This is a genomic window from Pusillimonas sp. NJUB218, from assembly GCF_003788685.1.
Taxonomy (GTDB): domain Bacteria; phylum Pseudomonadota; class Gammaproteobacteria; order Burkholderiales; family Burkholderiaceae_B; genus Neopusillimonas.
Genome location: NZ_NQMK01000001.1, coordinates 448,395 through 471,331, shown reverse-complemented (window position 1 = coordinate 471,331; position 22,937 = coordinate 448,395). Strand labels below are relative to the sequence as shown.

The 22,937-nt window shown below is 55.7% G+C and carries 20 protein-coding genes; 5 read left to right on the top strand and 15 right to left on the bottom strand.

Annotated features, from left to right (window positions below; translation table 11 throughout):
* Positions 1-13: 13 nt before the first annotated feature.
* Positions 14-1,291, top strand: a complete 1,278-nt coding sequence (locus CHR62_RS02195) for a hypothetical protein (protein ID WP_123659858.1) — start codon at positions 14-16, stop codon at positions 1,289-1,291.
* A 437-nt stretch (positions 1,292-1,728) separates the two neighbouring features.
* On the opposite strand, the gene CHR62_RS02190 is transcribed toward CHR62_RS02195, so the two are convergent.
* The 8 genes from CHR62_RS02190 to CHR62_RS02160 form a co-directional block, all read right to left on the bottom strand.
* Entirely contained in the window at positions 1,729-2,025 is a 297-nt protein-coding gene (locus CHR62_RS02190; RefSeq protein WP_050451002.1) for a DCL family protein, read from the bottom strand.
* Between the two features lie 26 nt (positions 2,026-2,051).
* Complete coding sequence (locus tag CHR62_RS02185) at positions 2,052-4,652, bottom strand: DEAD/DEAH box helicase (protein WP_123659857.1); 2,601 nt, start codon at positions 4,650-4,652, stop codon at positions 2,052-2,054.
* The gene (locus CHR62_RS02180; RefSeq protein ID WP_123659856.1) at positions 4,649-5,599 is read right to left on the bottom strand and encodes a DUF1837 domain-containing protein; all 951 of its coding nucleotides are present in this window, start codon (positions 5,597-5,599) and stop codon (positions 4,649-4,651) included. The genes CHR62_RS02185 and CHR62_RS02180 overlap by 4 nt, the downstream gene beginning before the upstream one ends.
* 519 nt (positions 5,600-6,118) lie before the next feature.
* Positions 6,119-7,459: a nucleotidyltransferase gene (locus CHR62_RS02175; RefSeq protein WP_233574807.1), complete on the bottom strand. Its 1,341-nt coding sequence runs from the start codon at positions 7,457-7,459 to the stop codon at positions 6,119-6,121.
* Positions 7,452-8,750 carry an SAVED domain-containing protein gene (locus tag CHR62_RS02170; RefSeq protein ID WP_123659855.1) on the bottom strand — a complete coding sequence of 433 codons (1,299 nt, stop codon included), beginning with the start codon at positions 8,748-8,750 and terminating at the stop codon, positions 7,452-7,454. Before CHR62_RS02170 ends, CHR62_RS02175 begins: the two co-directional genes overlap by 8 nt.
* Before the next feature lie 892 nt (positions 8,751-9,642).
* The gene (locus CHR62_RS15675; protein WP_199722876.1) at positions 9,643-9,813 is read right to left on the bottom strand and encodes a hypothetical protein; all 171 of its coding nucleotides are present in this window, start codon (positions 9,811-9,813) and stop codon (positions 9,643-9,645) included.
* A 77-nt stretch (positions 9,814-9,890) separates the two neighbouring features.
* Complete coding sequence (locus tag CHR62_RS02165; RefSeq protein ID WP_123659854.1) at positions 9,891-10,298, bottom strand: DUF6573 family protein; 408 nt, start codon at positions 10,296-10,298, stop codon at positions 9,891-9,893.
* A 134-nt stretch (positions 10,299-10,432) separates the two neighbouring features.
* Positions 10,433-10,963 (bottom strand): RadC family protein, encoded by a 531-nt coding sequence (locus CHR62_RS02160; RefSeq protein WP_123659853.1) that lies wholly within the window; start codon positions 10,961-10,963, stop codon positions 10,433-10,435.
* A 775-nt stretch (positions 10,964-11,738) separates the two neighbouring features.
* Between CHR62_RS02160 and dcm the strand changes: the two genes are divergently transcribed.
* The 3 genes from dcm to CHR62_RS02145 all read left to right on the top strand — a co-directional run bounded on the left by dcm (position 11,739) and on the right by CHR62_RS02145 (position 14,770).
* Entirely contained in the window at positions 11,739-12,986 is a 1,248-nt protein-coding gene (gene dcm / locus CHR62_RS02155; protein WP_123659852.1) for a DNA (cytosine-5-)-methyltransferase, read from the top strand.
* 1 nt (position 12,987) lies between these two features.
* Positions 12,988-13,446, top strand: a complete 459-nt coding sequence (locus tag CHR62_RS02150; RefSeq protein ID WP_123659851.1) for a very short patch repair endonuclease — start codon at positions 12,988-12,990, stop codon at positions 13,444-13,446.
* A 112-nt stretch (positions 13,447-13,558) separates the two neighbouring features.
* Complete coding sequence (locus tag CHR62_RS02145) at positions 13,559-14,770, top strand: type II restriction endonuclease (RefSeq protein ID WP_123659850.1); 1,212 nt, start codon at positions 13,559-13,561, stop codon at positions 14,768-14,770.
* 76 nt (positions 14,771-14,846) lie between these two features.
* Here the strand turns inward: CHR62_RS02145 and CHR62_RS02140 are convergent, their stop codons facing one another.
* Positions 14,847-16,355: an IS5 family transposase gene (locus tag CHR62_RS02140; protein WP_233574805.1), complete on the bottom strand. Its 1,509-nt coding sequence runs from the start codon at positions 16,353-16,355 to the stop codon at positions 14,847-14,849.
* 182 nt (positions 16,356-16,537) lie between these two features.
* Positions 16,538-16,912 carry a hypothetical protein gene (locus tag CHR62_RS02135; protein WP_123659849.1) on the bottom strand — a complete coding sequence of 125 codons (375 nt, stop codon included), beginning with the start codon at positions 16,910-16,912 and terminating at the stop codon, positions 16,538-16,540.
* Positions 16,913-17,235: 323 nt separating this feature from the next.
* Here CHR62_RS02135 and CHR62_RS02130 point away from each other — a divergent pair, with 323 nt between their 5' ends.
* A complete protein-coding gene (locus CHR62_RS02130) occupies positions 17,236-19,455 on the top strand; it encodes a copper-translocating P-type ATPase (protein ID WP_185780736.1) in 2,220 nt (739 codons plus the stop codon).
* Positions 19,456-19,523: 68 nt separating this feature from the next.
* Here the strand turns inward: CHR62_RS02130 and CHR62_RS02125 are convergent, their stop codons facing one another.
* The 5 genes from CHR62_RS02125 to CHR62_RS02105 form a co-directional block, all read right to left on the bottom strand.
* The gene (locus CHR62_RS02125; RefSeq protein ID WP_221893400.1) at positions 19,524-20,477 is read right to left on the bottom strand and encodes a glycosyltransferase family 2 protein; all 954 of its coding nucleotides are present in this window, start codon (positions 20,475-20,477) and stop codon (positions 19,524-19,526) included.
* 39 nt (positions 20,478-20,516) lie between these two features.
* Positions 20,517-20,810: a DUF411 domain-containing protein gene (locus CHR62_RS02120; protein WP_370318033.1), complete on the bottom strand. Its 294-nt coding sequence runs from the start codon at positions 20,808-20,810 to the stop codon at positions 20,517-20,519.
* Positions 20,811-20,966: 156 nt separating this feature from the next.
* Positions 20,967-21,443, bottom strand: a complete 477-nt coding sequence (locus tag CHR62_RS02115; protein ID WP_123659845.1) for a cytochrome c — start codon at positions 21,441-21,443, stop codon at positions 20,967-20,969.
* 16 nt (positions 21,444-21,459) lie between these two features.
* A complete protein-coding gene (locus CHR62_RS02110; RefSeq protein WP_123659844.1) occupies positions 21,460-21,963 on the bottom strand; it encodes a plastocyanin/azurin family copper-binding protein in 504 nt (167 codons plus the stop codon).
* Between the two features lie 32 nt (positions 21,964-21,995).
* Entirely contained in the window at positions 21,996-22,919 is a 924-nt protein-coding gene (locus CHR62_RS02105) for a copper resistance protein B (protein WP_123659843.1), read from the bottom strand.
* Positions 22,920-22,937: the final 18 nt, after the last annotated feature.

The following is a 22,937-nucleotide window of genomic DNA, read 5'->3' as shown; positions in this document are numbered from 1 at the left end:
TCGTGAGAATCTAATGAACGCCGTGCATAGAGACGAGATTGCGAAGTGCCCAAGCTGCGGGGCGAACATTAATCTGAGGGTCGGGCGCTACCCGGGCGGAGTCAATGATTCCGGTGGGTGGGTATTGAAGTGCAATGCGTGCGCTTCGCTCTTTCCGTTAGAAGTGAAGAATCCTGACGACGCGTCCAGCGTCGGGGCTGGCGCAACCATTATTGATAGTTGGGACGACGAGATTAACAACCGAGCGCATACCCTTGCCAAGCATGGAGTGGCCGACATAGGCCAGGCCGCGGAACGAATGCTGCTGATAACCCATGGAGAGCTCGAAGACTTCTACGACCTCGCATCTCGAGCGTTGTATCGATGCACTGCATGCGGGACGGAACTGGACGCAAAAGCCTATGAGGCGCTGAACGACCATCTGGAATCGATCAACTCTGCATTCGCAACCTACCTGAACTGGTACCTAGCTAACAGCCGCGGAGGGGCTCCAGAAGGCATCAGCGCCCGCGTTGCAACTCCATGCACTTGTGGTCGAACCCATGAAGCTCGCTTCTATCGATATTTCGCGGAGTCCGTCGCTGAACGGGCGGCAGACTACTGGCTAATCGACATTGCCCCCACCGCACCTTTTTCGGAAGGCAATAAGACTTTAGATGTTGATGGCATCTTCTCGCGCGACGACTGCATCGCGATCCTGGAAAAGCTTCTCCTTCGATGGCGGGCCAGCCACAGCGCAGTTCTGCTGGCTGCGCCCTTCATCGGATTCAACTTTCCGGGTGCGAAGAAAAAGGTTCCCAACCTCTGGAACTGGGTTCTGAAGTACACCGATCCTGCGAAGACCCTGCTCATCACTCGTAAGGCAACCTTTAATCTCCTGAAGGAAGCGGCAAAGGATACGGAGATGGACGTTGAATTCCTGAAGAGTTGGGGTCTGTTGAACCCAACACTTGCCACACTAGATGAGAAGAAGGCGTTCTTCAAAACGGACTTTCACGCCAAGTTCTATTGCGGTATTAGCGCCGACACCGTGGAGATCCTTGTGGGTTCCTTCAACATCCACGAGGGCAGCTATGTCGAGAACATTCACCTCCTGAGTTATTCGTTGGAGGAATTTTCAAAGCGGTATCTCGTTGGAATGCAGATGTTCTTCGACGTCAAGCCGCTTTCCAAGCGACGCAGTATGCTGGACATTTTTGCCGATACCGAAGGCCGGTTCTGCTGCGAAGAAGTCTCTTACACGGGCTCTATGTTCTCTGAGCCAGCGCGCCATGGGCAAGCCCTGAGTTGATGTAGGGAGAACTGGTATCGGTTGGTTCTAGGTCTCGGGCAAGAGCTTCGCTGAGGCCGGTTCGGAGGTAGATCCTCCAGCGAGCTGCTCAGTTGCTTCAACGTCTGCTTAGGGTCGGAGCCGGCTGTCTGTTTGGCTACAATTGGCCAGAACCGTAAATTCGATAGACGCCGCTCACTGTCTACTTTGCTGCGGGAGCCGACGGTGGTCCGGCAAATCGCGTCCGGCTAAGTGTCGAACGCACGTTTGTCACTCGCCGCCTAGCTCCAACGTGCGCGACTTTCCCCGACCTGTTTTAGGGTTCAGTTTTGCGTTCGATTCCCCGCACGCATTACCGAATTTCCCGCAGTCTGCAAGCAAGTGCAAGATGACAGCTGATTAGGCATATGATCTATCACTTTTAGTGCCCTGGACGAGTGCGGATAACGCTATCTTGCTTAACTACCGTGGATGGAGCCGGTAATGGAAAATTTTTCGGTCGTTCCATCAGTACGATTCACCCAGAAGCACTTTGTGCCGAAGTCAGCAGTTCGAACACTGAAGTCGGTAATGCCGCAACCAATTTTTGCGGCGGCATTTGGATGGCGCTCCAGCGCCGCTCGTAGAATCACTGCGTCGTCGGCGCTGACTCGATCGCCCACGTCATACCGGTGGAGCATCGCCTTCAAGTATTTGACGGCATCCCCCCTCCTGTCGAACTGCAATGGGCCGAGGGCAATGGGCTTTGCGGGCATGCGTAACCTCCAATTCAGTGGTGGTATTACGAGGCTATGTCGCCAGGCAGCGTGAGACGTTCGCGCACCTCGCGGATGATGATGGCTGGGACATCCATTGTTTGGAGTTGCCCCACACGCTCGGCGATCCACGCCACGCATTCCTCTCTGCTGAGGTCGTCGCGGGCAATTTTTTCGTACAAAACAACAGCGCTCATGCGGGAAAGGCCAAGCTCCATGAGCGAGAGAAGTGTCGTCGACGAAACGCCGAACTCAAGCTGCGTTCCGATATCCAAACCGTCGTCGATTAAATCTTCACGGCCAATCTCACGCAGGTGCAGGTGCAGTACATCCATATAGGCTGAAAGGTACTTTGGCGCCCTGAAGCGGGCGATCTGTTCCACCAATTCCATCGTGCCGCGGATCAAGTCCGGGAGCTTGAAAGATCTCGCGGTGTTTTGGTGCCATTCGATGCTATCTCGGATGATCTTAGCCAACGAATACCCCTTTAACCATTTGAAGATGATCAACGCATATAGCCTAATACGGCTTTCGGGGGTGAAGGCTAGAAACATGTGCTTGTTAATCCTTCCCATAATCGTTATGAACCGGTCGTAACTGTCATTGCTCGCCACCTCGGCCAGGAGCAGGTTTTCGACATCACCGCCATATGAACGGAAAGCTTCAAGAAGGCGCTGAAGGCCAACCGCGCTAACCCCTGGATGCCGAGCCGCCAGATCAACGTCGATTTCGATCTGCGCTGCCAAGGCACCGAGAGCCTGGTCGAGCTTCGCAATCGACGCAGCGTCATGGCGCTTCGAGAGGCTAGCTGCTGATATAGAGCCAAGCCGCATGAACGTGGTGAGCAGATAGGCGCCAACCTGTTCGAATTTATCCGTATCCTCAATGCTGGAAATATCCGATAATCCACGCTCGGATAGATAGTCCGCCATACCGTCGCCAAGGTCGAGAACAGCGTCGCTTTCGCGCTTAATGGGGTAGCGCGCGCGGCTGGGCACACCGCTGGGCCAAGCCTGCGTATCCTCCGGATCGATACAGATGATGTTTCCTTGGAACTCATCTCCCCATCTGCCTGCGCGGCCAGCCAAGTTCCAGAAGTCGTGCGGCTCCATCGGATGGCCTTTCCCTTTTCGCGGTCCACGCACAACTATTGTGCGACACGACAGGTTCACGCCCTCGATCAGAGTTGAGGTACATACAAGGAAGCGAATTTTTCCTGAACGGAACAGCCGTTCTATCTCTAGCCGGAGCAGCGATGGCATGTTGCCGTAGTGAAACGCCACCCCTCGCTCAACTAACGGTGCAAGCCGAAAGTCCTGGTGCACGCCCTTCCGAGCAAGTTCAGCGAGTTCTAAGAGCTCCGAATCGACGGGTCTAAGCTTGGGGACGAGCTGACTGATCAGATCGGCGACCTCTTCCGCCTCTCCGGCGCCATTCGTGTAGACGAGCGTACCACCCCTCTCACCGACAGCCGCGGCGATGAACGCAAGGCGCTTCTTGAGTCCATCCGGCGTGCTCGCGAGCTGTAGAGTCCCTACCGGAAGTGTTGCTCCCTCCTGTCGAAGAGTAAGCGTCCAGAGCTTCGATTTTCGCGGTACCTGGGTCGCAACCATGAGGTTCTGAAGGACGGTGGAGAAGTCGCTATCGACGGCGACGGTCTGTACACCATCGGGGGCATCCGTGAGTAGCTCTTCTGGGTTCTGGGTCGCCGGACTGATAAATACAGCCTTCAACTTTGGGTTAGCACGGGTGGCCCGCTCTATTGCATCCTGCAAAATCACGCCGCGCTGGTTGTCACCGATCTTGTGCGCTTCGTCCACGATGAGCAGATCGATCGAAAGCACGTCACTGAGGACGTTGGCGAGAAAGTGCAACCGTTCCTGTGTGAATACGAGAATCACTCGCGCGCCGCCAGCGCGAGCGACTCTATACTTATCGGGAAGGGGAAGAGACGACACCTCAATTTCCTCGGTATTACCTAGGAGTCTCTTGAGACTGGTCTCTATCTCGGAGACCAGCGCGCGGGTCGGCGCGAGGTAGACGGCCACCCGCGCCTCACGCGCAATCACTTGGTCGATCAGCCACTGAAGCACGAGAAACGTCTTGCCAGAGGCGGTAGGCGCGGATGCCGAGAGCCAGCGTTCCCCTCCCGCATTGCTCCAGAAGCGTTGCTGAAAATCGTTTACTTGTAGCCAAGCACCACTCGATTGCACCAAGATGGAACGGTCCATCTCGCGGCGCTGAGCTTCGAGACGCAACCCGACGCCCAGCCGCCCGTCAAGGTCAGCTGTCAGCAGGCCCCGATTCGTGGCTAACGCGATGGCCCGGAAGTTGGAAAGCTTACCCAAGAGGACGGCACCTGCGTCGTTGAGTGCTTGACCGTCCGTCAGAGAAATTGCAGCGGTTGCGATCCGGAGCGCGGCTTCTTGATCGTGCCTTTGATCGGATCGCGCCAGAATGCTGCCAGCGAGCAACAATCTGGGCCAATCAATCGCCGTGGCGGACGGTGCGGACGGGTCTGGCGCCAGATTATCTAGTTCGTGGCGTACTGTGAGTCGGGTAATTGCATCGAGATCGTCTCGGACGCCTTCTTGGAGCAGCCAGGATTGGAGGTCAGCGAGGCTCATTGTTCCTTGATCCCCATCGCCTTGAGGAATGCGGCGCGGAAACCTTCGGCTGAAGGCAGAGGGATACAGAACATCTCGATTTCCATCTGGTCAAGATTCTCCAATTTGAGCCGTTCCCCAATGCTATTGCTCCAACCAGTAAGTGCCGTGCGGGATGCCTTGACTATCTCCTCAGCAACAGCCTTCGCATCGGCTTCTGGGTAGAATGGTGCGTCGAAGCCTACAAGGGCCACGCCGCAATATTGGACCCGCTTCGACATGACCGACGACTTGTCAAAATAGTTCTTGAGCGCATCGGTGAGAGCTGGGTTACTAAGGTCGGCCTTGTCGCTCAGGAGCATCAGGTCGCGCTCCCGCTCTGCCTCCTCGTGTTCGAGTTCGATCAGGAAGGGGCCGAGGGAATTAAGGCAGGCACGAATCGCAGCGCTCGCATCACCGTAGATTTTTGATTCACCCCAGTAGAGCTTTAATACTCCTTCTGGTGTCACCCCGGCATACACTCCGTCCGCGCCGTGATAGTGCATTCGCGTGTCCGTCTTGAGATCCATCTTGCAAAGAATTTGTGGCAACTTGAGGAAGCGCTCCGCCAGTAGGAACAGCAACATCTCGCCACCCTCGCCGGTGTTCGCCAAATCGGTAAATGAGCGTTTGGCCCGCTCGACGAGTTCGGCGACTGCCTCAGTGCTATTGAACCTATGATCGCGCGCCTTCGCATCGGCGAGTTTCGAGCGCGGGATCGCATAGTCAACGACGGCGTTCCGCATGAACTCCGCCAGTCGATGCGGTTGAACACGACCATTCCCATCCACCGAAAGACAGTGACAGTGAATCTTGACTGAATGTCCCTCAATGGGGACGTCTCGCTCCACTAGCGTAAGATGAACCTCTAGTGCTTCTGGATTTCCCGTTAGGGCAGATTCGAGATCAGTGGCAGTGATGGTCGACAAACGGCCTCCATATCGTCTACCCGTCTCCTACAGACGGGCAACGAAAGCAAATGTAACCGAATAAACCTCCATAGTCCACGAACTGACGCTTAAGGCGCTTTAAGCAGGGATTAAGTCGGTCAAATCACAACATAATCGCCCCTCTGCCGGGCTCGGTTGACGGGCATGATTGCATAACAACATCCATGTCATTCAACTGATACCCGACGACCTGTGTTGGGAAAGTCCGTGCAGCACTTGAAATTGAGATCAATGAAGTCCTGAATTGATAGGTAGACCAGCCTGTCTGGGCCCCACCAGGCTATGATGCTGTTTCAAAATTCTTCGTATTTCGCATGCTTGATTCAGTCTGACAACGGCTGTTGCGTCGCAGATCTCGGATGACTAAAAGCTGCTTTTACCAGACGCTCACGGCAAATATTGGAACTTCCGCTTTAGGTCGTTTCCTGCCTGACAGTATTAGTCAGATCAAGTCTAGATTTAGACACCTCACTACTATGACCCCAGGGAACATCTAGGCTATCGGCTAGTACCGATGCGCACGTAGTGTTCGGTTCTACGCACGGTGACTCCGTCCTTCAGCACTTCGCAAATCATCTTCTGTCGACCCTTAAATGCCGTTGACGTCCAGTACGGCTCGTTCGCCGACTTCACCGAGTTGTGAGCCAGTTGCCCAGCGTCCTGGGCTTCATGACCCTCATTTTGGACGGACCAGCGAATGGTATATGGCGGTACGATGCCTTCCGGCTTTGCCGTGAACCGTAGATGCAAGCCCTTGGGTAACGGCGTGGAATCGCTGCGATGCTTTTTGAATACAGCCCCCCCTTCATTCCTAGCCAGCCAGCACTCGACGGAGATTCCTTCAGTAGCAGGGGCGCAGTAGGCCGCGTGCTTTTGCTCTGCCCAAAAGTCGTGCCAGAAAATGGCATCCCATGCGGCGGAGGCCTGGAGTGCCGTGCAGTCCGAACGGTGTAGAACATCTAGGCTTGGAAGCTTCTCCTCAAGGCAGTCTCGCAGGCGCTCGACCTCCTTGCACCGGCGCTCGTAAGCTGTAAATCTCATGCCGGGTTGCACAGGGTTGTCGACATGCACGTTGGCCTTCAGCCGGGTCAGCAGCGCCTTCAGCGTGTCATGCAATGCAACGTCATCCCGCGTTGGATGGGATTTGTAAACCTCGCAGACCAGAGTCGAGATGATGATGCCGCCGGGCAGCGCCCAGGATGAGCGCGACCTAGCGAAGGCCTTTACGAAGCGAACTATACGCCGCAGCTGCTGCTTAGACACGGTGACCTTCGTACCGAGTAGGCTTTCAAGCGTCGTGTGCGGGCTCATTGTGGTCACCTTATCGGTGAACCAGTTCGTGTAAGACAAGGGATCGCGCTCAGTCCAACCATCGCCACCGGCGTGTTCAATGACGGTGTCGCCCAGCCAATTTGTTCTGCGCCGGTAGACCGCGAAGTCGATGTGGTAGCCCTCTGCGTACCAGATGGTTACCGCGTTTTTGCGCGCTTCTGGCTCCTTTGTGAAGTTACTGCATTTCTCAGCCAGAGCATCACGCACCCGCTTACGAGCGTCCGCAGCGTCTTCTGGCAAGTCGTCATTCTCAAAAATGACGGCCACGTCGATGTCGTAATCAGTGTGCACGCACTGATTCAGGGTATGCATTGCGTAGCTGCCCTGATTCTTGTTATCGACAAATCTGTTGAAGATCACACCTTTCTTGTCGCCTAGCACCTTTAAGCCGTCCGTAAGCCTCTGCAGGTTCAATTCTCGGTAGCGCCCCAAGTCATTGCGTAGGTCGGTACTCAAGCGGACATGGCTCTCGTAAAAGACGTTCAGTTCTTTGGATACATCAAACACGAGGTTTTCCTTCTGAAATCCAGAGTTGGTCGGGAGCTCCGTCCGCGGCAACCAAATCGACAGCCCACTGGTAGGGCGGGATGCTTCGTTGTGAGTAGTTGTAGACAAGCACCGAGCGGTGCATTGTCTGACTTACCATTTGGCCGAGGCGGAACGAAACGGACACTGGGGTGGCAGCGAAGATGTGTTGCGTACTGCCGGGGTTCTCGTTGTGGATTTGGTCGACCGCCTCCCGAAACTTGTTTGCCACGGCGCGCGCCTGATCGTGGTGCATTACGACTCCACGCTTTGGCTCCGCAATGCGAACGACGAGGTGCCGATACGGCTGCGTGATGGTCTGGTCGATGTCACTCTTGGCAACTCGCGCGCTCACCTCGACTTGGATGACGGCGTGAGGTCCGCCTACCGGGCCGCCCATGTCCACCAACTCCACACCGAGATCTGGCCCAGGCTCTTCCCGTAGCACCTCCCACTGCCCTGTGGTTGCATCTAGCTCGTACAGCCGAATCGCCTTTTTGGTCGACGCGGCAGTTCCAGCGTGCATCGTCAGCGGAATGTGCGCGATGCCGAAATAGGCCACCATCGCATCCGGGTGGGCTCTAATTTGGCCTGTGATGTCGCGGAACAAGTTGCGCTGACCGGCGAGCGCAGCTTTCACGTCTAGCACGCCGGATTCGTAGTGCATTGAGGCGTCCATCTGGATTGGGTAAAAACCCTCCGCTGCGGCGACTGCATCCACGGTTTGGAACTGCGCGTTCGCGTTCTGGAAGGATTGATGGCAAATGGCAATAAGCTCCGCCGGCTCATGTATTTCGGATAGGGCCACCTGCAGCGCTCGGTAGTGGTTACGGGCAACTTTAGGGTAGTCTTGCAGATGCGCCAGCAACTGGTCCCAGCTATAGACGTCAACGCCAAACAGCCCTGCCTTCTTATGCGTGTCGTTGATGCGGCGCGCCTCCTCCTGCACTTTTACGTCTGCAACGCCGCTGGTCACCAAGTAGTAGTGAGATAGCGCCGGGGAAAATGTCAGCGCTTTACTCACCTCGCTCTTGAGCTCATCGATAGTGACGCTGTGCCCATAGCGGGCGTCCTTGCCTTTGCACTGAACCCCTTCGAGGGAGTCGGTTCGCACATTGATGCCGAACACGTCAACGCCTGATTGCGGCTGACCGTTACGGCCATTCATCTGGGCACGCGGGTCGTTCCAGACGGCGCTGAATAGATCGCGAGTGAAGCGCTCGAATGCCTGCCAATCGGATGGCGCGGGTAAGTTGTAAGAAGAAAGTGACATTGAGCTTGTTCCTGTTGCTCCAAGAAGTTGGGTACGGATAGTAGGTTCCCCAGTCTTAGATGACCAATAGACCGTTGTTCTGTAACTAAAGGAGAGGAGTCATTCCAGCTCGCTGGCATCAACGAATTCAACGGCTGAGGAGCACGTGTGTGTCATTTTTAGCCGATTTACGATTTGAGCAGCCCTTTAAACGTTTTCCCCTCTGAATATCTGACAGTCCGGTTTTGGCCGTTTTCAGGCAGTCAGCCCTGCTCTCTCGAAAGAGATTCCACCTCAAGCATGACGCCAGAGGCACCTACGTCCTCAACCCCTATCCATTCGCTCATCGGATGATCCCCAAGGAGTGCAACGAAAGTCTCAAACTGTCTCAACCAAGTATCCAGCGGATACCTATGCCGTATCGGACTCATCACCCGCCCAATCATGCAGCCTAACTACGGCGGTTCGCCCGAACTGGAAACTACAACCGGCCTACACGATAGGTTATAAAAATCAACAGGATAAACAATAACCCAGCTCTGCTGCGGCCACAAACAATTTCGCTCGCAAACCGCCCGGAACCAACCCATACCTGCATTCCCCCCACCCAACCCGGGTGCGTCATGTGTGACGCCTTTAAGGGATGAAACACGCTTCACGTTTCAGCACGTCAAGGCGTCTGCAGGCACGTCAGTGACTGCAAGGTCTATGCCCTGGGACCCGGAAACTCCGGGGAACACTCACCGTCACCATCATGCCAAGAAAGGGAACGCATCCCCTCCCCCGCATCACTCAGGCATTCAACTGACGCATACCACCACCAGCAGCCGAAGCGCACAATTCAGCTTGATGTATGAAAAAAGGCTGCGCTGGCACCCAGCCAGTACAGCCTGCTTTTTTCCGCTTTCCGTTGTTATTGCAGTACACCACCGCTGGCGTTTGCCACGTCCTGTGTCGCCGGAAACTCCAGCAAGCGGCAAAGTATGCCCAGCTCTTTGGCCGTCATGGGCGGTAGCCGGTACGAGATACCCAGAAAATGAGACCGCCAAACGGCTTGCGCCAGGCTATCCAGATCATGCGTCATGATGTCGCGTTCCTATGAATGATTTCGATGATCCGGCGCCCAGCTTTCGCGGGCCTGCCGGATCGGGGTATCTCGTTTCAGTCTTCGCCGGGAAGCGAAATCGTGATCACGGGTTCCCCGGCATCACCGGGGCCAATCTGCATCACCAGCGTAGTGCGGCGCGGCTTCACGCCCTTCCCGGTGACCGGCACGCGGTACACGTCGAACACCGTGCGGGACATGCCTTCGCTGCGTCGTGCAGCCAGCATGGCCATGTACACCACATCCCACAGCCTGCCCTCCTCATCCTGCAATATCGCCTTGCGGTCGGCCGTGGCTTGTGACCACTCCACGCAATCGGCCCATGCGGTTCTGGTCATGGCGACCGGAGCCCTGAACCCTGCTTCGACGGCTGCCTCGCTGATATCGACAAGCATCCCGTCGGTCATCGCCTGTCTCCGCGTGTAGCAGTGAACCAGGTGATCTTCAATGGCGAAAAATTCCATTGCAAACTCCCTTATTAGTCTTGTTGCGATTGCTTCTTACTCCGGAGTTACTAGTTTTGACACACCGCAACATAAAAGTTCCGAACAGTTTTTCTTTTCATAACGCGGGCCGGTGATAAGCCGGCCCGCTTAGATCAAATCAGCCCCATAGACGCCATCGACGACGTGCCTTTGCCGGTCACAATGATGTGATCCAGCAAGCGAAGATCAATTAGCGCCAGAGCCTTCCTCAGGTGCGTCGTCAAGGTGATGTCGGCGTGGCTTGGGGTCGGCGATCCGCTCGGGTGGTTATGGGCCATAATCACTGCCGAAGCATTCAAACGAAGCCCCGTCTTCACGACCTCACGCGGGTAAACCGATGCCTGGCTGATGGTGCCCTGCGATATTTCCATGTAGCGAATCAGTCTGAACTGGTGGTCCAGATACGCTACGGCGGCGCATTCGTGGCCCAGGCCGGCCAGCTTCGCCTTGAAAAACGCCTCAACAACCGGGGGCTGGTTCAGTGCCTGCTCTTTGCTGATCAGGCTGTCTGCCGCATGACGTGCTGCGGCCAGAATCTGGTCGTCACGTGCGGGCTGGTAGCGACCGCGCGGGCTTTTCACATACAGCGGCAGGCTGTCGTTCATGTTGTCCAAGGCAAGCGCAAGCGATTGGTACTCTTTCATGGTGTATTCCCTCCAGGGTGGAATCAGTTCAGGGTGTCAAGGCTGTTCACTGCTGACCGGGGCTGAAGATTCCGAGCCTGTTGTAGGGTTTGCGGTTGTCGCAGTACTACGCTGGGCCCGGTTTGCCGCCGTTGCTGTGAGTTCGTCGCCTTGCCGTGCTGAACTGCCGTACGGGCACGATGAACAGGACCGTGGAATAAATGGAGGGGACCCGCCACGCGGGGAGCGGGCCGTTTATGCCGCGAAAGCCAGAGCAGCGGGAATGGACTGCAGTACAGTCGGCGGTTTGGGCGGCGTACTCATGGCAACGCACACCAGGCCCACCAGCACCTGACTGCGACCACCGGCCGCGCGGCGAGCGCCACTATCGCCCGTGGGGCGATCTGACTTTGTTTTTCTGGGGAAACGTGTGGTGGCTATGTTTCAGCCACCGATGCCAAGCCCGAACGGTTGTGGATGTGGCGGCCGACCGGGATAACCGACCAAGGGAGAAAGGCATTTTGACGACCGGGCACACGGATCGTTGAGGAACTGGCCCCATAAAGCACGAGACGACAAGACATCCATTCACCATTCTAGCCATCACAAGGACAGGGACTATGCATGTTGAGATGACCGACATATAACTGTATAAAAATACAGTTATATGCAACAATGGTCAAAATGCCCACCTCAGTGTCAGCTTGTACCACAATGAAGGGATCGGTAGAGTTTGCCGCTAGGCATAAAAAATGGCAAAATGTCCGCCATTATTCCCAGCGAACCGGAGAACATCATGGGTGACCCCACCGAAGCACTCGCCCTGCTTCAAGAAGCGTTGAAGCACAACACCCAGAAAGAAGTAGCAGCATTGCTCGGCGTCGATGCAAAGACGGTTTCACGCTGGAAATCCGGCAAGGTTCCCCCCTCGACAATAGCTGGTCTTGCGCTTGAGAAGATCGTCGTCAAAGACGCTCCTGCGATCTCCCCGGATGGCCACGACTTTACATTTATCGATCTTTTCGCAGGCATCGGTGGCATCAGGCTGGGCTTTCAGCAGCACGGCGGAAAATGTGTATTTACATCCGAATGGAATACATGGTCGCAGAAGACCTATTCGGCAAATTTCGGGGACGATCACACGGTAAACGGGGATATTACCGAAATCAACGAGCACGATGTGCCAGACCATGACGTGCTTCTGGCCGGCTTCCCCTGCCAGCCCTTCTCCATCGCCGGAGTGTCCAAGAAGAACGCACTTGGCCGTCCCCATGGCTTTGAATGTACAACCCAGGGCACGCTGTTTTTTGATGTCGCACGAATTATTGCCGCAAAGCGCCCGAAGGCGTTCCTGCTGGAGAACGTGAAGAACCTTGTCTCCCACGACAAGGGCAATACATTCCGCATCATCATGGAAACCCTTCGTGACGAGCTTGGCTACACCGTAGAAGCGAAAGTCATCGATGCGAAGCACTTTGTGCCGCAGCACCGTGAGCGCATCATCATTGTTGGCTTTCGGGAGAACACCGGATTCTCGTTCGATGACCTGCTCTTGCCCGGGCAGGGCCCAAAGCTGGACACTGTTCTCCACCCGGAGGATGGATCAGAGACAGGCGATGGGCTGTACACAACACCGGATGGCAAGGTGCTTCCGAAGTACACCCTTTCAGACAAACTTTGGGCCTATCTGCAAAATTACGCGCAGAAGCACAAGGCGGCTGGCAACGGTTTCGGCTTCGGGCTGGTCAACAGGGAAATGACATCTCGCACCCTGTCGGCCCGATACTACAAGGACGGTTCGGAAATTCTCGTGGATCAAGGCCCCGGCAAGAACCCCCGACGTCTTACCCCGCGCGAATGCGCCCGGCTGATGGGCTTTCCCGAAGGCTGGAAGATCCCCGTTTCCGATACCCAGGCATACCGGCAGTTCGGAAATGCAGTTGCAGTTCCGGTTATCGCCGAGGTCGCCCGGATCATGAAGCCGCACATTCAGGTCCTGATCGAGAAGCAAACCGGGGTTCCACAGAAACGGCTGTTCACCTGATATGACAGATGTCGTTACCCCCGGAACCCGCAGCAAGATGATGGCGGGAATCCGGGGGAAAGACACGCGTCCCGAGATCATCATCAGAAAAGAACTCTTCAGACAAGGGTTCCGGTACAGACTCCACGAAAAGAAGCTGGCAGGCAAACCTGATATCGTTCTTCCGCGCTACCGGGCTGCCGTCTTCGTTCACGGCTGTTTCTGGCATGGTCACACCTGCAACCTTTTCAGGTTGCCATCAACCCGTACCGACTTCTGGAAAACCAAGATTGACCGCAACAGGCATAACGACGAGCGGGCGATTTCCATCCTGCTGAAGTCTGAATGGCGCGTAGCCATCGTGTGGGAATGCGCTCTCAAAGGGCGAGGTAAGTGGGAGCTTCTCACCTTGACCGATGCGATTACGAAATGGATACGTAGCGACGTCCCCGAACTGGAAATCCGTGGGTGTCAGCCTTGACAGGCGGGCAGCCTTCAAGGAAACGCATGCTTTCATGCCGCGCATAGCCTGATGCCTTGTCGTCGTGTACGATGGCAAGAAAGTAACTGACTCGTACAAACTTTTAAGGCTCATGAAAAAAGGCTATTTATCAGAGTTTTTCTCGGGTGTCGCAATAAAAACCCTCAGCGCTGTCGAAGCTGACCTGGTGAGCTCGAACCAGCACGAACTCAACGGTGTAGAAGCCCTGAAGAAACTGTTCGGTACGGCTTCCGAGAAGCGAAAGTATTACTCTAGGTTCATCTATCTGACGGATGAAGATACCGACGCGCCCGTCATTTCAGAGGGGTTGCTTACCTGGTACGACGCGCGCGCAGCGCATCCAACCCGTTCCGAGCACCGGCTCTACTTTCCAACCACAGAGGTGTCCACAAGGGCCAGCCCTGGCGACCTGATGGTGATTGGCCTGAAGCAGGACGGTTCGGTACTGGTGGTAGTGGCGGAGGCCGGCTCGACGGTAGCAAACCAGATCAAATGGTTGTTCGGATTTGCCGATACTGAACGTCCCGGGTTTTCGATAAAGGCAGAAACAGAATCAGACCATATCAAGCTTGAGTTCGCATCCAGGCTCATTCTTGAACAAATCGGAGTCGTTCAGGACGAGGAGACCGATGACTTCCTTGACATAATGCTTGAACAGTTTGGCGGCAAGTTTCCGACAACGCGAGTATTCTCGACGTTCGCACGCAGCACTGTTTCGCAGCTGGATCCACGCGACGACCCTGATGGCGTTCTGATGGCGTGGATGGTCCGTGAAGAGCAACTTTTTCGCACACTTGAGCGGCACATCGTTGCGGATCGCCTGACCGAGGGTTTTGAAAACGACGTCGACGGATTCCTCGCCTTTTCACTGTCAGTACAGAACAGACGCAAGAGCCGGGTCGGGCACGCACTTGAGAACCACCTGGAAGAAGTTTTCATCCGTCATGACATCCGCCATGACCGCACAAAAATCACCGAAAACAAGTCGAAACCCGATTTTGTCTTTCCCGGAATCGAGCAGTACCTGAATCCGCACTTCGACACCAGACGCTTGACGATGCTCGGGGTGAAATCCACTTGCAAAGACCGATGGCGTCAGGTACTCGCCGAAGCCGACCGCATAGAGGACAAGCACCTGTTGACGCTTGAGCCCAGCATTTCAGTCGCGCAGACAAGCGAGATGCGCGACAAGAGGCTGACGCTCGTGCTTCCGGAGGCAGTGCATACCTCGTACACAACGCACCAGCGGCCATGGCTTCTCAGTCTTCATGACTTCATTCAACTGGTCAGAGAAAGACAATAGCACTGCAAGGCTATCTCGAAGGGAGCCCCTAACTCGTCGTCCCTGAAATATTCATTTGAGCGCTCAGCGCCCCTTTTCACGCCGCCAATAGCCACTTCTTTCGAACGCCGAGACTGTCATTCAAGCGCTCGACAGGCCGACTCGCGGCGAAGGCTAGCCAGAACCAGCGTGGCATCGTGCCTTTCACGAGGCGCAAAAAAAGCGCCCTCAGGAAGGGCACGCCCTTCTTGGCGATCATGCGCAGCAGCCACTTGATGTTGTAGCCCGCCGCGCACAGCACCGCGTGCAGCCGGTCGCCGTATTCGCCCTTCAAGTGACAGCGGTCCATCCGGTGATCCGCCTTCAGGTGTCCGATGATCGGCTCGATGGCCTGGCGTCGCTTGAGCTGCCGTCTTTCCTGTGCCGTCAACCGTTTCGGCTTGCCCCGGTGCACCACGCGTACGCCGGGATTGTCGGCATCGACGCCCCGGTAGCCCAGATCAACAAAGACCGTTTCCGGCACTGCGGCACAGTCCTGCATGAGAATACTGGCCTGCTCCAGTTGGGAACTCAGCGTGTGGCCATCATACGGATTACGATGAAACGCCCGAGCCCCCACAATCAGGTTGCCTTTGAAGGTGCTGGCAATGCCCACCTTCACGCCAAACTCGTAAGGCCGGCGCGCCTTGCCCTTGCTGATACAGCTGACCTCCGGGGCGTGCCAGGCGTACAGCTTGGGCTGGCCGTCGACAGTCGTGCGCTGGGCAATCTGAGCCCCAATACGCTGGGCCTTGCCCAACACCTCGTCCAGTGCTTCGCGCACGGCCTGCCCCATCGCACTGGCTTTGCGGTCGATCTCGCGGGCCAGCCGCCCGACGATGGTTCGCTGACGTTTGATCGCCCGGCGCATCCGCTTGAACTGGCGTGCATGAGCGAAGCGCCCGGCCTGGCGGCTCAGTTGCGCACCTTCCTTGGCAAAGGTCTGCTTGAGCGCAATGCCGGCACCCTTGGCCGCTTCCACCAGCTTGATGCGTGCCGTCTCCAGCAGCCGGCTGTCCGTCGGGTGGGCGATGGCCTTCTCCTGCACCGTGCTGTCCACGATGACTCGACTGAGCTCCTGCGGCTTGATGAGCTTGAGCTCGACGGCCACATTGATGGTCTGGGCCAGCAACTCTTCTACACCGTCCTCGCCCAGCAGTTTGCGAAACTTCACCAGCGTGGTGGCGTCACACGGCGGGCGGTGTTCAAAGTACGCCTGACCTGCGAAGAACTGCCATGTTGGCGTCTCGCCCCAGCGCTCAACCACACCCTCGTCCGACTCGTTGAAGGCATGCTTCAGATACAGCAGCGAAATCATGATCCGCAGCGGCACGCGTGGGCGCCCGGCATTGCTGCGCGACACCTGGCGCTGCACCTTCTCGCCAAACAAGTCCAGGTCCGGCATGGCCACGCCGTCGTGCGCCTTGCGCACGAGCCGGTGCGCCACCGCCGCCTCAATCTCCTGCCACGACATGCGCGAGGCCAGCACTGCCTGCGGATGGCGCAGGTCGATCATCTGGTCGATACGGGCACGAAAAAAGTCATCGGTGGCGGGGCAGGCAAACATGACGGTAAAACTCCCAGAAAGCAACCTCCATTGGACAACAAACCGGGAGTTCCGGGTATCGGAAATTGCCCCAATCATCAGTGTTTATGCGGGTTGCGGGGATTATTCAAGGCCGACTAAATATTTTTCAGTTGCCATTACGAAAAAATTTTCGTAAAAATTTTATCTAAAAATCAACTAAATCAATTAGGCTTTTTTCCCGCCTCCCCAGCGTACTTTTCCATAATTTGTCCCATAGCCTGCATCATCTCGGCATGCATCTGCATTTGCTGCTGTGGGGTCAACACTCCCGTCATTCCGCCCATCATTGGGCATCCTGCCATCATGCCGCCCATCCCTTGCCGGCCACCCATCATCATGCCGGGCATTTGATCCGCCATAGAGCCGCCCATCATGCCTGGCATTTGCCCACCCACCGCCCCTGGCATACTGGAAGGGGGACCACCCTGCACTTGCCTGTTGTCCATCGGTGTGCCAGGCTGGGCCGCTAAACTCGCGCCGGCCAGGGTCATCAAGGATGCCAGCAAAGAAGCTGCTAATACGTGTTTGTTCTTCATAAGACTCTCCGAAAAATCATGAAAAGTGTCGGGCAACGAGGATGGACGCTTTAGGCGACCGAACGCCCGCCCTATTTCTTGCTTGACCAACGATGCTGTTTGGCAGCACACCTTAGCCTAGTCCAGAATAGGCCGGAGCGACAGAGACATTCATCATATATTACGCAAATGTAATGATAATGAAATTGAATTGTCAGAAAAAACAACTTAGCTTGTGTCATGATCAAACTGTTGTCTTTAACCAGCACGGCGGCCGGGGCAAGAAAGAAATCTTCACCACAAAGCTCCCGTTCATCCGCTTACTCACTCGAAATAATTTGGACATGGCAAACCATCAACACCATTCGGCGCATCATCACGCAGGTAACCACCAGCCTCGCGAACTTGTCGGTACGGGTAATGATGATGCCCAGAGCCCCCGTCATGCTTCGCAGCCACCAGCAGAAAGCGGCACTCTTTACACCTGCCCAATGCACCCGCAAATTCGACAAGCAACGCCTGGAAACTGCCCGATTTGCGGCATGAGCCTTGAACCAGTGATGCCGACACTGGAAGAGGACAATCCGGAGCTGGACGACTTTTCACGTCGTTTCTGGAGAACACTGCCTCTTACAGTAATTGTTACCGTTCTCGCCATGTTCGGCCATCAACTGAACTGGTTATCGATGCAAGCACAGTCCTGGGTGGAACTCGTTCTATCCACTCCTGTTGTTCTATGGGCTGGCCTACCATTTTTCATCCGGTGCTGGCAGTCGTTCCGCAACCGCAGCCCAAACATGTGGACACTGATTGGCCTGGGCACAGCGGCAGCCTATGTATACAGCGTTGCCGCAACCATCGCACCCCAAACCTTTCCAGATGCCTTTCTGAGCATGGGAAGGGTAGCAGTCTATTTTGAGGCTGCCGTTGTCATCATTTCACTTACGCTCTTCGGCCAGATGCTTGAACTGCGGGCCCGCTCACAAACGTCGGCGGCCATCAAGGCCCTGCTTGGACTGGCCCCAAAGACTGCCCGACGCATCGACAAAGACGGTACCGAATCAGATATTCCACTTAGCCACGTACACGAGGGAGACAGTCTACGTGTTCGCCCAGGCGAGAAAGTCCCCGTGGACGGGGTGGTTCTCGAGGGAACGAGCCTGATCGACGAATCAATGCTCACCGGCGAACCCTTGCCAGTCAGAAAAAAAGTGGGTGACCACGTCATTGGCGCAACAATGAACACCTCCGGAGCCTTGGTGATTCAGGCGGAAAAAGTCGGCGCCGCCACCGTTCTATCACAGATTGTGCAGTTAGTAGCGCAAGCTCAACGCTCGCGCGCTCCCATGCAGCGCATGGCTGATGTCGTGGCCGGGTATTTTGTCGTCGCTGTGATCCTTGTCTCTATCGTTACCTTTTTCGTTTGGGGCCTCTGGGGCCCGGATCCCGGCTGGGTGTACGGCTTGGTTAATGCCGTGGCAGTGTTGATTATTGCCTGCCCCTGCGCGCTCGGGCTGGCAACCCCCATGTCCATCATGGTGGCCACTGGCCGTGGGGCAACCCAAGGGGTGCTTTTTCGCGATGCTGCCGCCATTGAGCACATGCGCAAGGTAACCACACTGATTGTTGATAAAACAGGAACCTTGACTGAGGGCAGACCAACTTTCGATCGAGCCATTGGCGTACAGGATTACGATTCTCGCGAGGTCTTGCGGCTGGCGGCCAGCCTGGATCAAGGCAGCGAACACCCGCTTGCCGCGGCCATCGTCGCTGCCGCACACGAAGCTGGCATAACATTGGCCGAAGTGACCGACTTCAGTTCTGATAGCGGTATCGGCGTAAGTGGCATCGTCGAGGGCAAGCGCCTGACACTGGGGAACACAGCACTGATGCAAGCCCGGGGTGTTGGCACCACTGTCCTTGATGCACAAGCCAACGACGCCCGGGCCAGTGGAGCCAGTGTCATGTACCTGGCCGTCGGTGAGCGCCTTGCCGGAATTCTGAGCGTTACAGATCCCGTGAAAACGAGCACACCTGAGGCCGTAAAAAGCCTTCAAGACATGGGTATCGAAATCATCATGGCAACCGGCGATGGCTTGGCCACCGCAAAATCTGTGGCAAAACAACTGGATATCAGCGAGGTTCATGGCGAGGTCACGCCACAGGACAAGCTCGATCTCGTGGCAAAGCTCCAAAGCCAGGGGCATATTGTCGCAATGGCGGGTGACGGTATTAATGATGCGCCTGCCTTGGCCAAGGCCGATGTTGGTATAGCCATGGGTACGGGTACTGACGTTGCCATGAGCTCTGCCCAGGTAACGTTGGTAAAGGGCGACCTTCGAGGCATAGCTATCGCCCGCAGGCTGTCTACCAAGACCATTATCAACATGAAGCAAAATCTTGGCTTTGCCTTCATTTACAACGGTCTGGGGGTGCCTGTCGCGGCTGGGCTACTTTACCCGGTGAGCGGATTGTTGCTGTCACCAATGATCGCCGCGCTGGCTATGAGCCTAAGCTCGGCCTCGGTGGTCTTCAATGCTCTGCGCTTACGCAAGCAGGTTTGAATTGACGATACTTTATGGGACGTTAAAAAATGGATGTCGGCAAAATATGATGTCATATGTATTTATGGTCACGCTCCTGTCCTGCATCTGCCCGAAGAACTGACCTTATCCAGAACGTATTTAGGACGGGCCTTGACCTCATGATATAGCCGGCCAACATACTCACCAACTATGCCGACAGCGACCAACTGCAAGCCTCCAAGAAAGAGGATGGCTGCGATCAACGTAGGAAATCCTGGAACAGGGTCGCCGAATAAAATAGCTTTCACAAGAAAATAAATGCCGCTAAAGAATGCTGTGGCGGCACTGATCAAGCCTACGTACATTGCCACCTTCAACGGCCCCGTAGAGAAGGATGTAATACCGTCCAGCGCATAATTCCACAAGCCCCAATATTTCCATTTTGTAGCACCTGCATACCTGGCCTCCCGGTGATAATCTAGAGTAATTTGCCGGAAACCTATCCATGCATATAACCCCTTCATGAACCGACAACGCTCCGGCATTGACCGCAATGCGTCTGCTGCCCGACGACTCAACAAACGGAAATCCCCAACGTCCTGAAGAATTGGAACATCGCTTAACCGATTAATAACCCGATAGAAAAGATGTGCCGTCAGTTTTTTAAAGGCCGACTCTCCTTCACGACTCTTTCGCCTCATGTTGACTACATCAGAGCCTTTGCGCCATTCCTGAATCATGTTGTCAATCAGCTCTGGTGGGTCCTGCAGATCGGCATCAATCACAATCAGCACATCCCCAGTGGCAACATCAAAACCTGCACTAAGCGCACTTTCTTTGCCAAAATTTCGACTCAGCTGCGCGATCACCACACAAGGATCTTTTGACTGTATGACATGCAGTACCGCACGCGACGCGTCTGTACTGCCGTCATCAATGTACACAATTTCGCTATCTATGCCTGCTATCAAATCCAGGGCTTCACGAAGCCGCAAGTGAAATGCCTCAAGCACTTCAGCTTCGTTGTAGACAGGGACAATGACGCTCACGAGATCATTCAAGAATGCTCTCCAAACAAGAAATATGCGGCTTGGACGGCTCTAATCACGAGAGAATGGCCTGCCTTGAAAGTCGACCGTGACAAGGTTCCCATCGAGATCACCCATACCCGGTGCGTTGGCGGGCATCCCCGGCGCAGCGACGCCCTTAGTTGCCGACTGTGCCAAAAGTTTGTGTACAACGTTAGCCGGCACATGCCCCTCAACAATCTGGCCAGACGCGGAGACAATCGCTGTATGGCACGAGCTTAATTGGGGGGGCACACCCAACCTAGTCTTATGCTGAGCCACATCCGACGTCTTGATTGACGTGAAAGTAAAGCCTGCTGACTCCATGTATTTCGCCCAGCCCGTACAACACCCACAGTTGGGATCCTGATACACAGTAAGGTGCGTTGCTGCCTGAGCAGCCGCGACAGAGCCGGCAGCCATCGCGCCGGCTAACAGCATCAAAATACTTTTCATAGCCTTCATTCCACTACCCCATCAATATCACTCGTTATTACGCATCGTCACTTCTTTTTGGGCCTGCAACACCTTGGGTGGCCAGGTGCTTTTTATGTAGGCAATCACTGCGACAATTTCCTCGTCAGTCAGTATCCCGGCGTAGGCAGGCATGTCGCTTTCGTAGCCCGGTGGCGCCGTGCGACCGGGTACCAGGCCGTTCTTGACCATGTCTATCAACAACCTGTCGGGGTGGTGCCAGGTATGGCCTGTCTTGTCGTGAGGTGGTGCAGGCAAACGGCCACTTGCAAGTCGCTCGCGCCAGTTTGCCTGTCCTTCCAAACTAGCGCCGTGACAAGCAGCACAGTTTGCTGCGTACACCGTCTTGCCCAGAGTGATACGCCCGTCATCAGCCGATGGATCAATGAAGCCAGCGTTTTTCTCCAACGATGTCAGATATATAGAGGCAGCCAGAGCGGCCAGCACTAGCGCACCCACCACCGCAACCCATCGGATACTCGACATATCAGCTTTTCCGGTATCAGTTGACTCTGACCTTGCCCGCCATGCCCGCCTCCATGTGGCCGGGAATCAGGCACGCAAAATCCACCGTACCCGCTTGGTCGAACGTCCACACCAGTCCGCCACGCTGGCCGGCATTAAGCGTAATCATGTTGGGCTCGACGTGCTGCATTCCAGGCATTTTTCTCATTTCCTCGGCGTGAGCCTTCAAATCCGCAAGTGATCCAATCACCATTTCGTGAGGGATTTTTCCTGAGTTTTTGACAAAAAATCGAATGGTTTCACCCGCTTTGACGTCGATCTGAGCGGGGGTGAACCGCATCGTGTCATCCATCACCACCTCGATAGTTCGGCCCACCTTGGCCGGATCACCCGGTTTGCCCACACTGGACATACTGTGCCCACCCATACTGTGTCCACCCATGGAATGCCCGCCCATGCTATGACCACCAGAGTGCTCGCCAGCTGCAAAAGTCAGCGCAGGAGCACAAGCCAACATCAAAATAGGTACAAATTTCTTCATGCTACTTACCCTTTAAGTTTTAGTAATTGAACTTAGAACCAGAAACTCACACCCGCCACGAAACGGGTCTCTTGCCTCGCAGAACCAGCTTCGCGCGCGATGTCAGCCGTCTTGCCGAACTTGCTTGACCACTCCACGCCAACGTAAGGCACCAACTGACGGTTGACCTCGTACTTCAGCCGCAGGCCAACCTTGCCATCCGACAAACCCTTGCCAATGTCACGCTCGGGGTCGTCCTTGCCGTAGAAATTCACCTCCATGGCCGGCTGCAAATACAGCTTCTGGGTCAACAGCAAGTCGTATTCGGCGCTGAACCGCAAGGCCGTACGGCCGCTCGAGCCCACATACGCCGTAGCGTCAAGTTCGAACCAGTAGGGGGCCAGCCCTTGCACCCCAAACGCCAGCCATTGACGCGAGGGTTCCCCGCGACCGTAATCGAAGCGTGCACCTAACTGCGTATCCCAAAACGGGCTGACTGCATGCCCCCATAGAACTTCCGTGCGTGACTCTTGCATCTTGCCATCGGCGAACTCCCCTTCCCCCTTGAGCACCAGCCGGTTGAACGTGCTGCCAAACCAGGCCTGGCCTTCATAGGCACCCCATTCCTCACCCTTGGCCCGTACGTATTCCAGCTTGTCCATGCGGAAACTGGCAAACATATGTTCGTCGGACATGCGCAAGCGATAGCGCGGGTCAAGCGCGAACTGCCCTTCGTTGCGCGTGAAGCCTCCGGAATAGGCATCAGGATCGCGTGCATCGGCAGGAGCGGAGCCGCCCTGCATCTGCATATCACCGTGATCCATCGGCACCTGAGCTGCGGGCGAGGGTGTGGCCGACTCTCTGGCTGGTTGAGCGCCATGGCCAGCATGCGCATCGTGAGACTGGGCCTGTAGGCCCAACGGCAGCATCCCCGCGACGAAAAGAGCAAGCGCCGTGAGTTTTACTTGAGTAGTCATGATTCTGAAATCCTTTGA

Bases quoted from the DNA above. Each gene is read 5' to 3' on its own strand.
- CHR62_RS02195 (WP_123659858.1), top strand. From the start codon at position 14: ATGAACGCCGTGCATAGAGACGAGATTGCGAAGTGCCCAAGCTGCGGG.
- CHR62_RS02190 (WP_050451002.1), bottom strand. From the start codon at position 2,025: ATGCCCGCAAAGCCCATTGCCCTCGGCCCATTGCAGTTCGACAGGAGG.
- CHR62_RS02185 (WP_123659857.1), bottom strand. From the start codon at position 4,652: ATGAGCCTCGCTGACCTCCAATCCTGGCTGCTCCAAGAAGGCGTCCGA.
- CHR62_RS02170 (WP_123659855.1), bottom strand. From the start codon at position 8,750: ATGTCACTTTCTTCTTACAACTTACCCGCGCCATCCGATTGGCAGGCA.
- CHR62_RS15675 (WP_199722876.1), bottom strand. From the start codon at position 9,813: ATGACGCATGATCTGGATAGCCTGGCGCAAGCCGTTTGGCGGTCTCAT.
- CHR62_RS02165 (WP_123659854.1), bottom strand. From the start codon at position 10,298: ATGGAATTTTTCGCCATTGAAGATCACCTGGTTCACTGCTACACGCGG.
- CHR62_RS02160 (WP_123659853.1), bottom strand. From the start codon at position 10,963: ATGAAAGAGTACCAATCGCTTGCGCTTGCCTTGGACAACATGAACGAC.
- dcm (WP_123659852.1), top strand. From the start codon at position 11,739: ATGGGTGACCCCACCGAAGCACTCGCCCTGCTTCAAGAAGCGTTGAAG.
- CHR62_RS02150 (WP_123659851.1), top strand. From the start codon at position 12,988: ATGACAGATGTCGTTACCCCCGGAACCCGCAGCAAGATGATGGCGGGA.
- CHR62_RS02145 (WP_123659850.1), top strand. From the start codon at position 13,559: ATGAAAAAAGGCTATTTATCAGAGTTTTTCTCGGGTGTCGCAATAAAA.
- CHR62_RS02140 (WP_233574805.1), bottom strand. From the start codon at position 16,355: ATGTTTGCCTGCCCCGCCACCGATGACTTTTTTCGTGCCCGTATCGAC.
- CHR62_RS02135 (WP_123659849.1), bottom strand. From the start codon at position 16,912: ATGAAGAACAAACACGTATTAGCAGCTTCTTTGCTGGCATCCTTGATG.
- CHR62_RS02130 (WP_185780736.1), top strand. From the start codon at position 17,236: ATGGCAAACCATCAACACCATTCGGCGCATCATCACGCAGGTAACCAC.
- CHR62_RS02120 (WP_370318033.1), bottom strand. From the start codon at position 20,810: ATGGAGTCAGCAGGCTTTACTTTCACGTCAATCAAGACGTCGGATGTG.
- CHR62_RS02115 (WP_123659845.1), bottom strand. From the start codon at position 21,443: ATGTCGAGTATCCGATGGGTTGCGGTGGTGGGTGCGCTAGTGCTGGCC.
- CHR62_RS02110 (WP_123659844.1), bottom strand. From the start codon at position 21,963: ATGAAGAAATTTGTACCTATTTTGATGTTGGCTTGTGCTCCTGCGCTG.
- CHR62_RS02105 (WP_123659843.1), bottom strand. From the start codon at position 22,919: ATGACTACTCAAGTAAAACTCACGGCGCTTGCTCTTTTCGTCGCGGGG.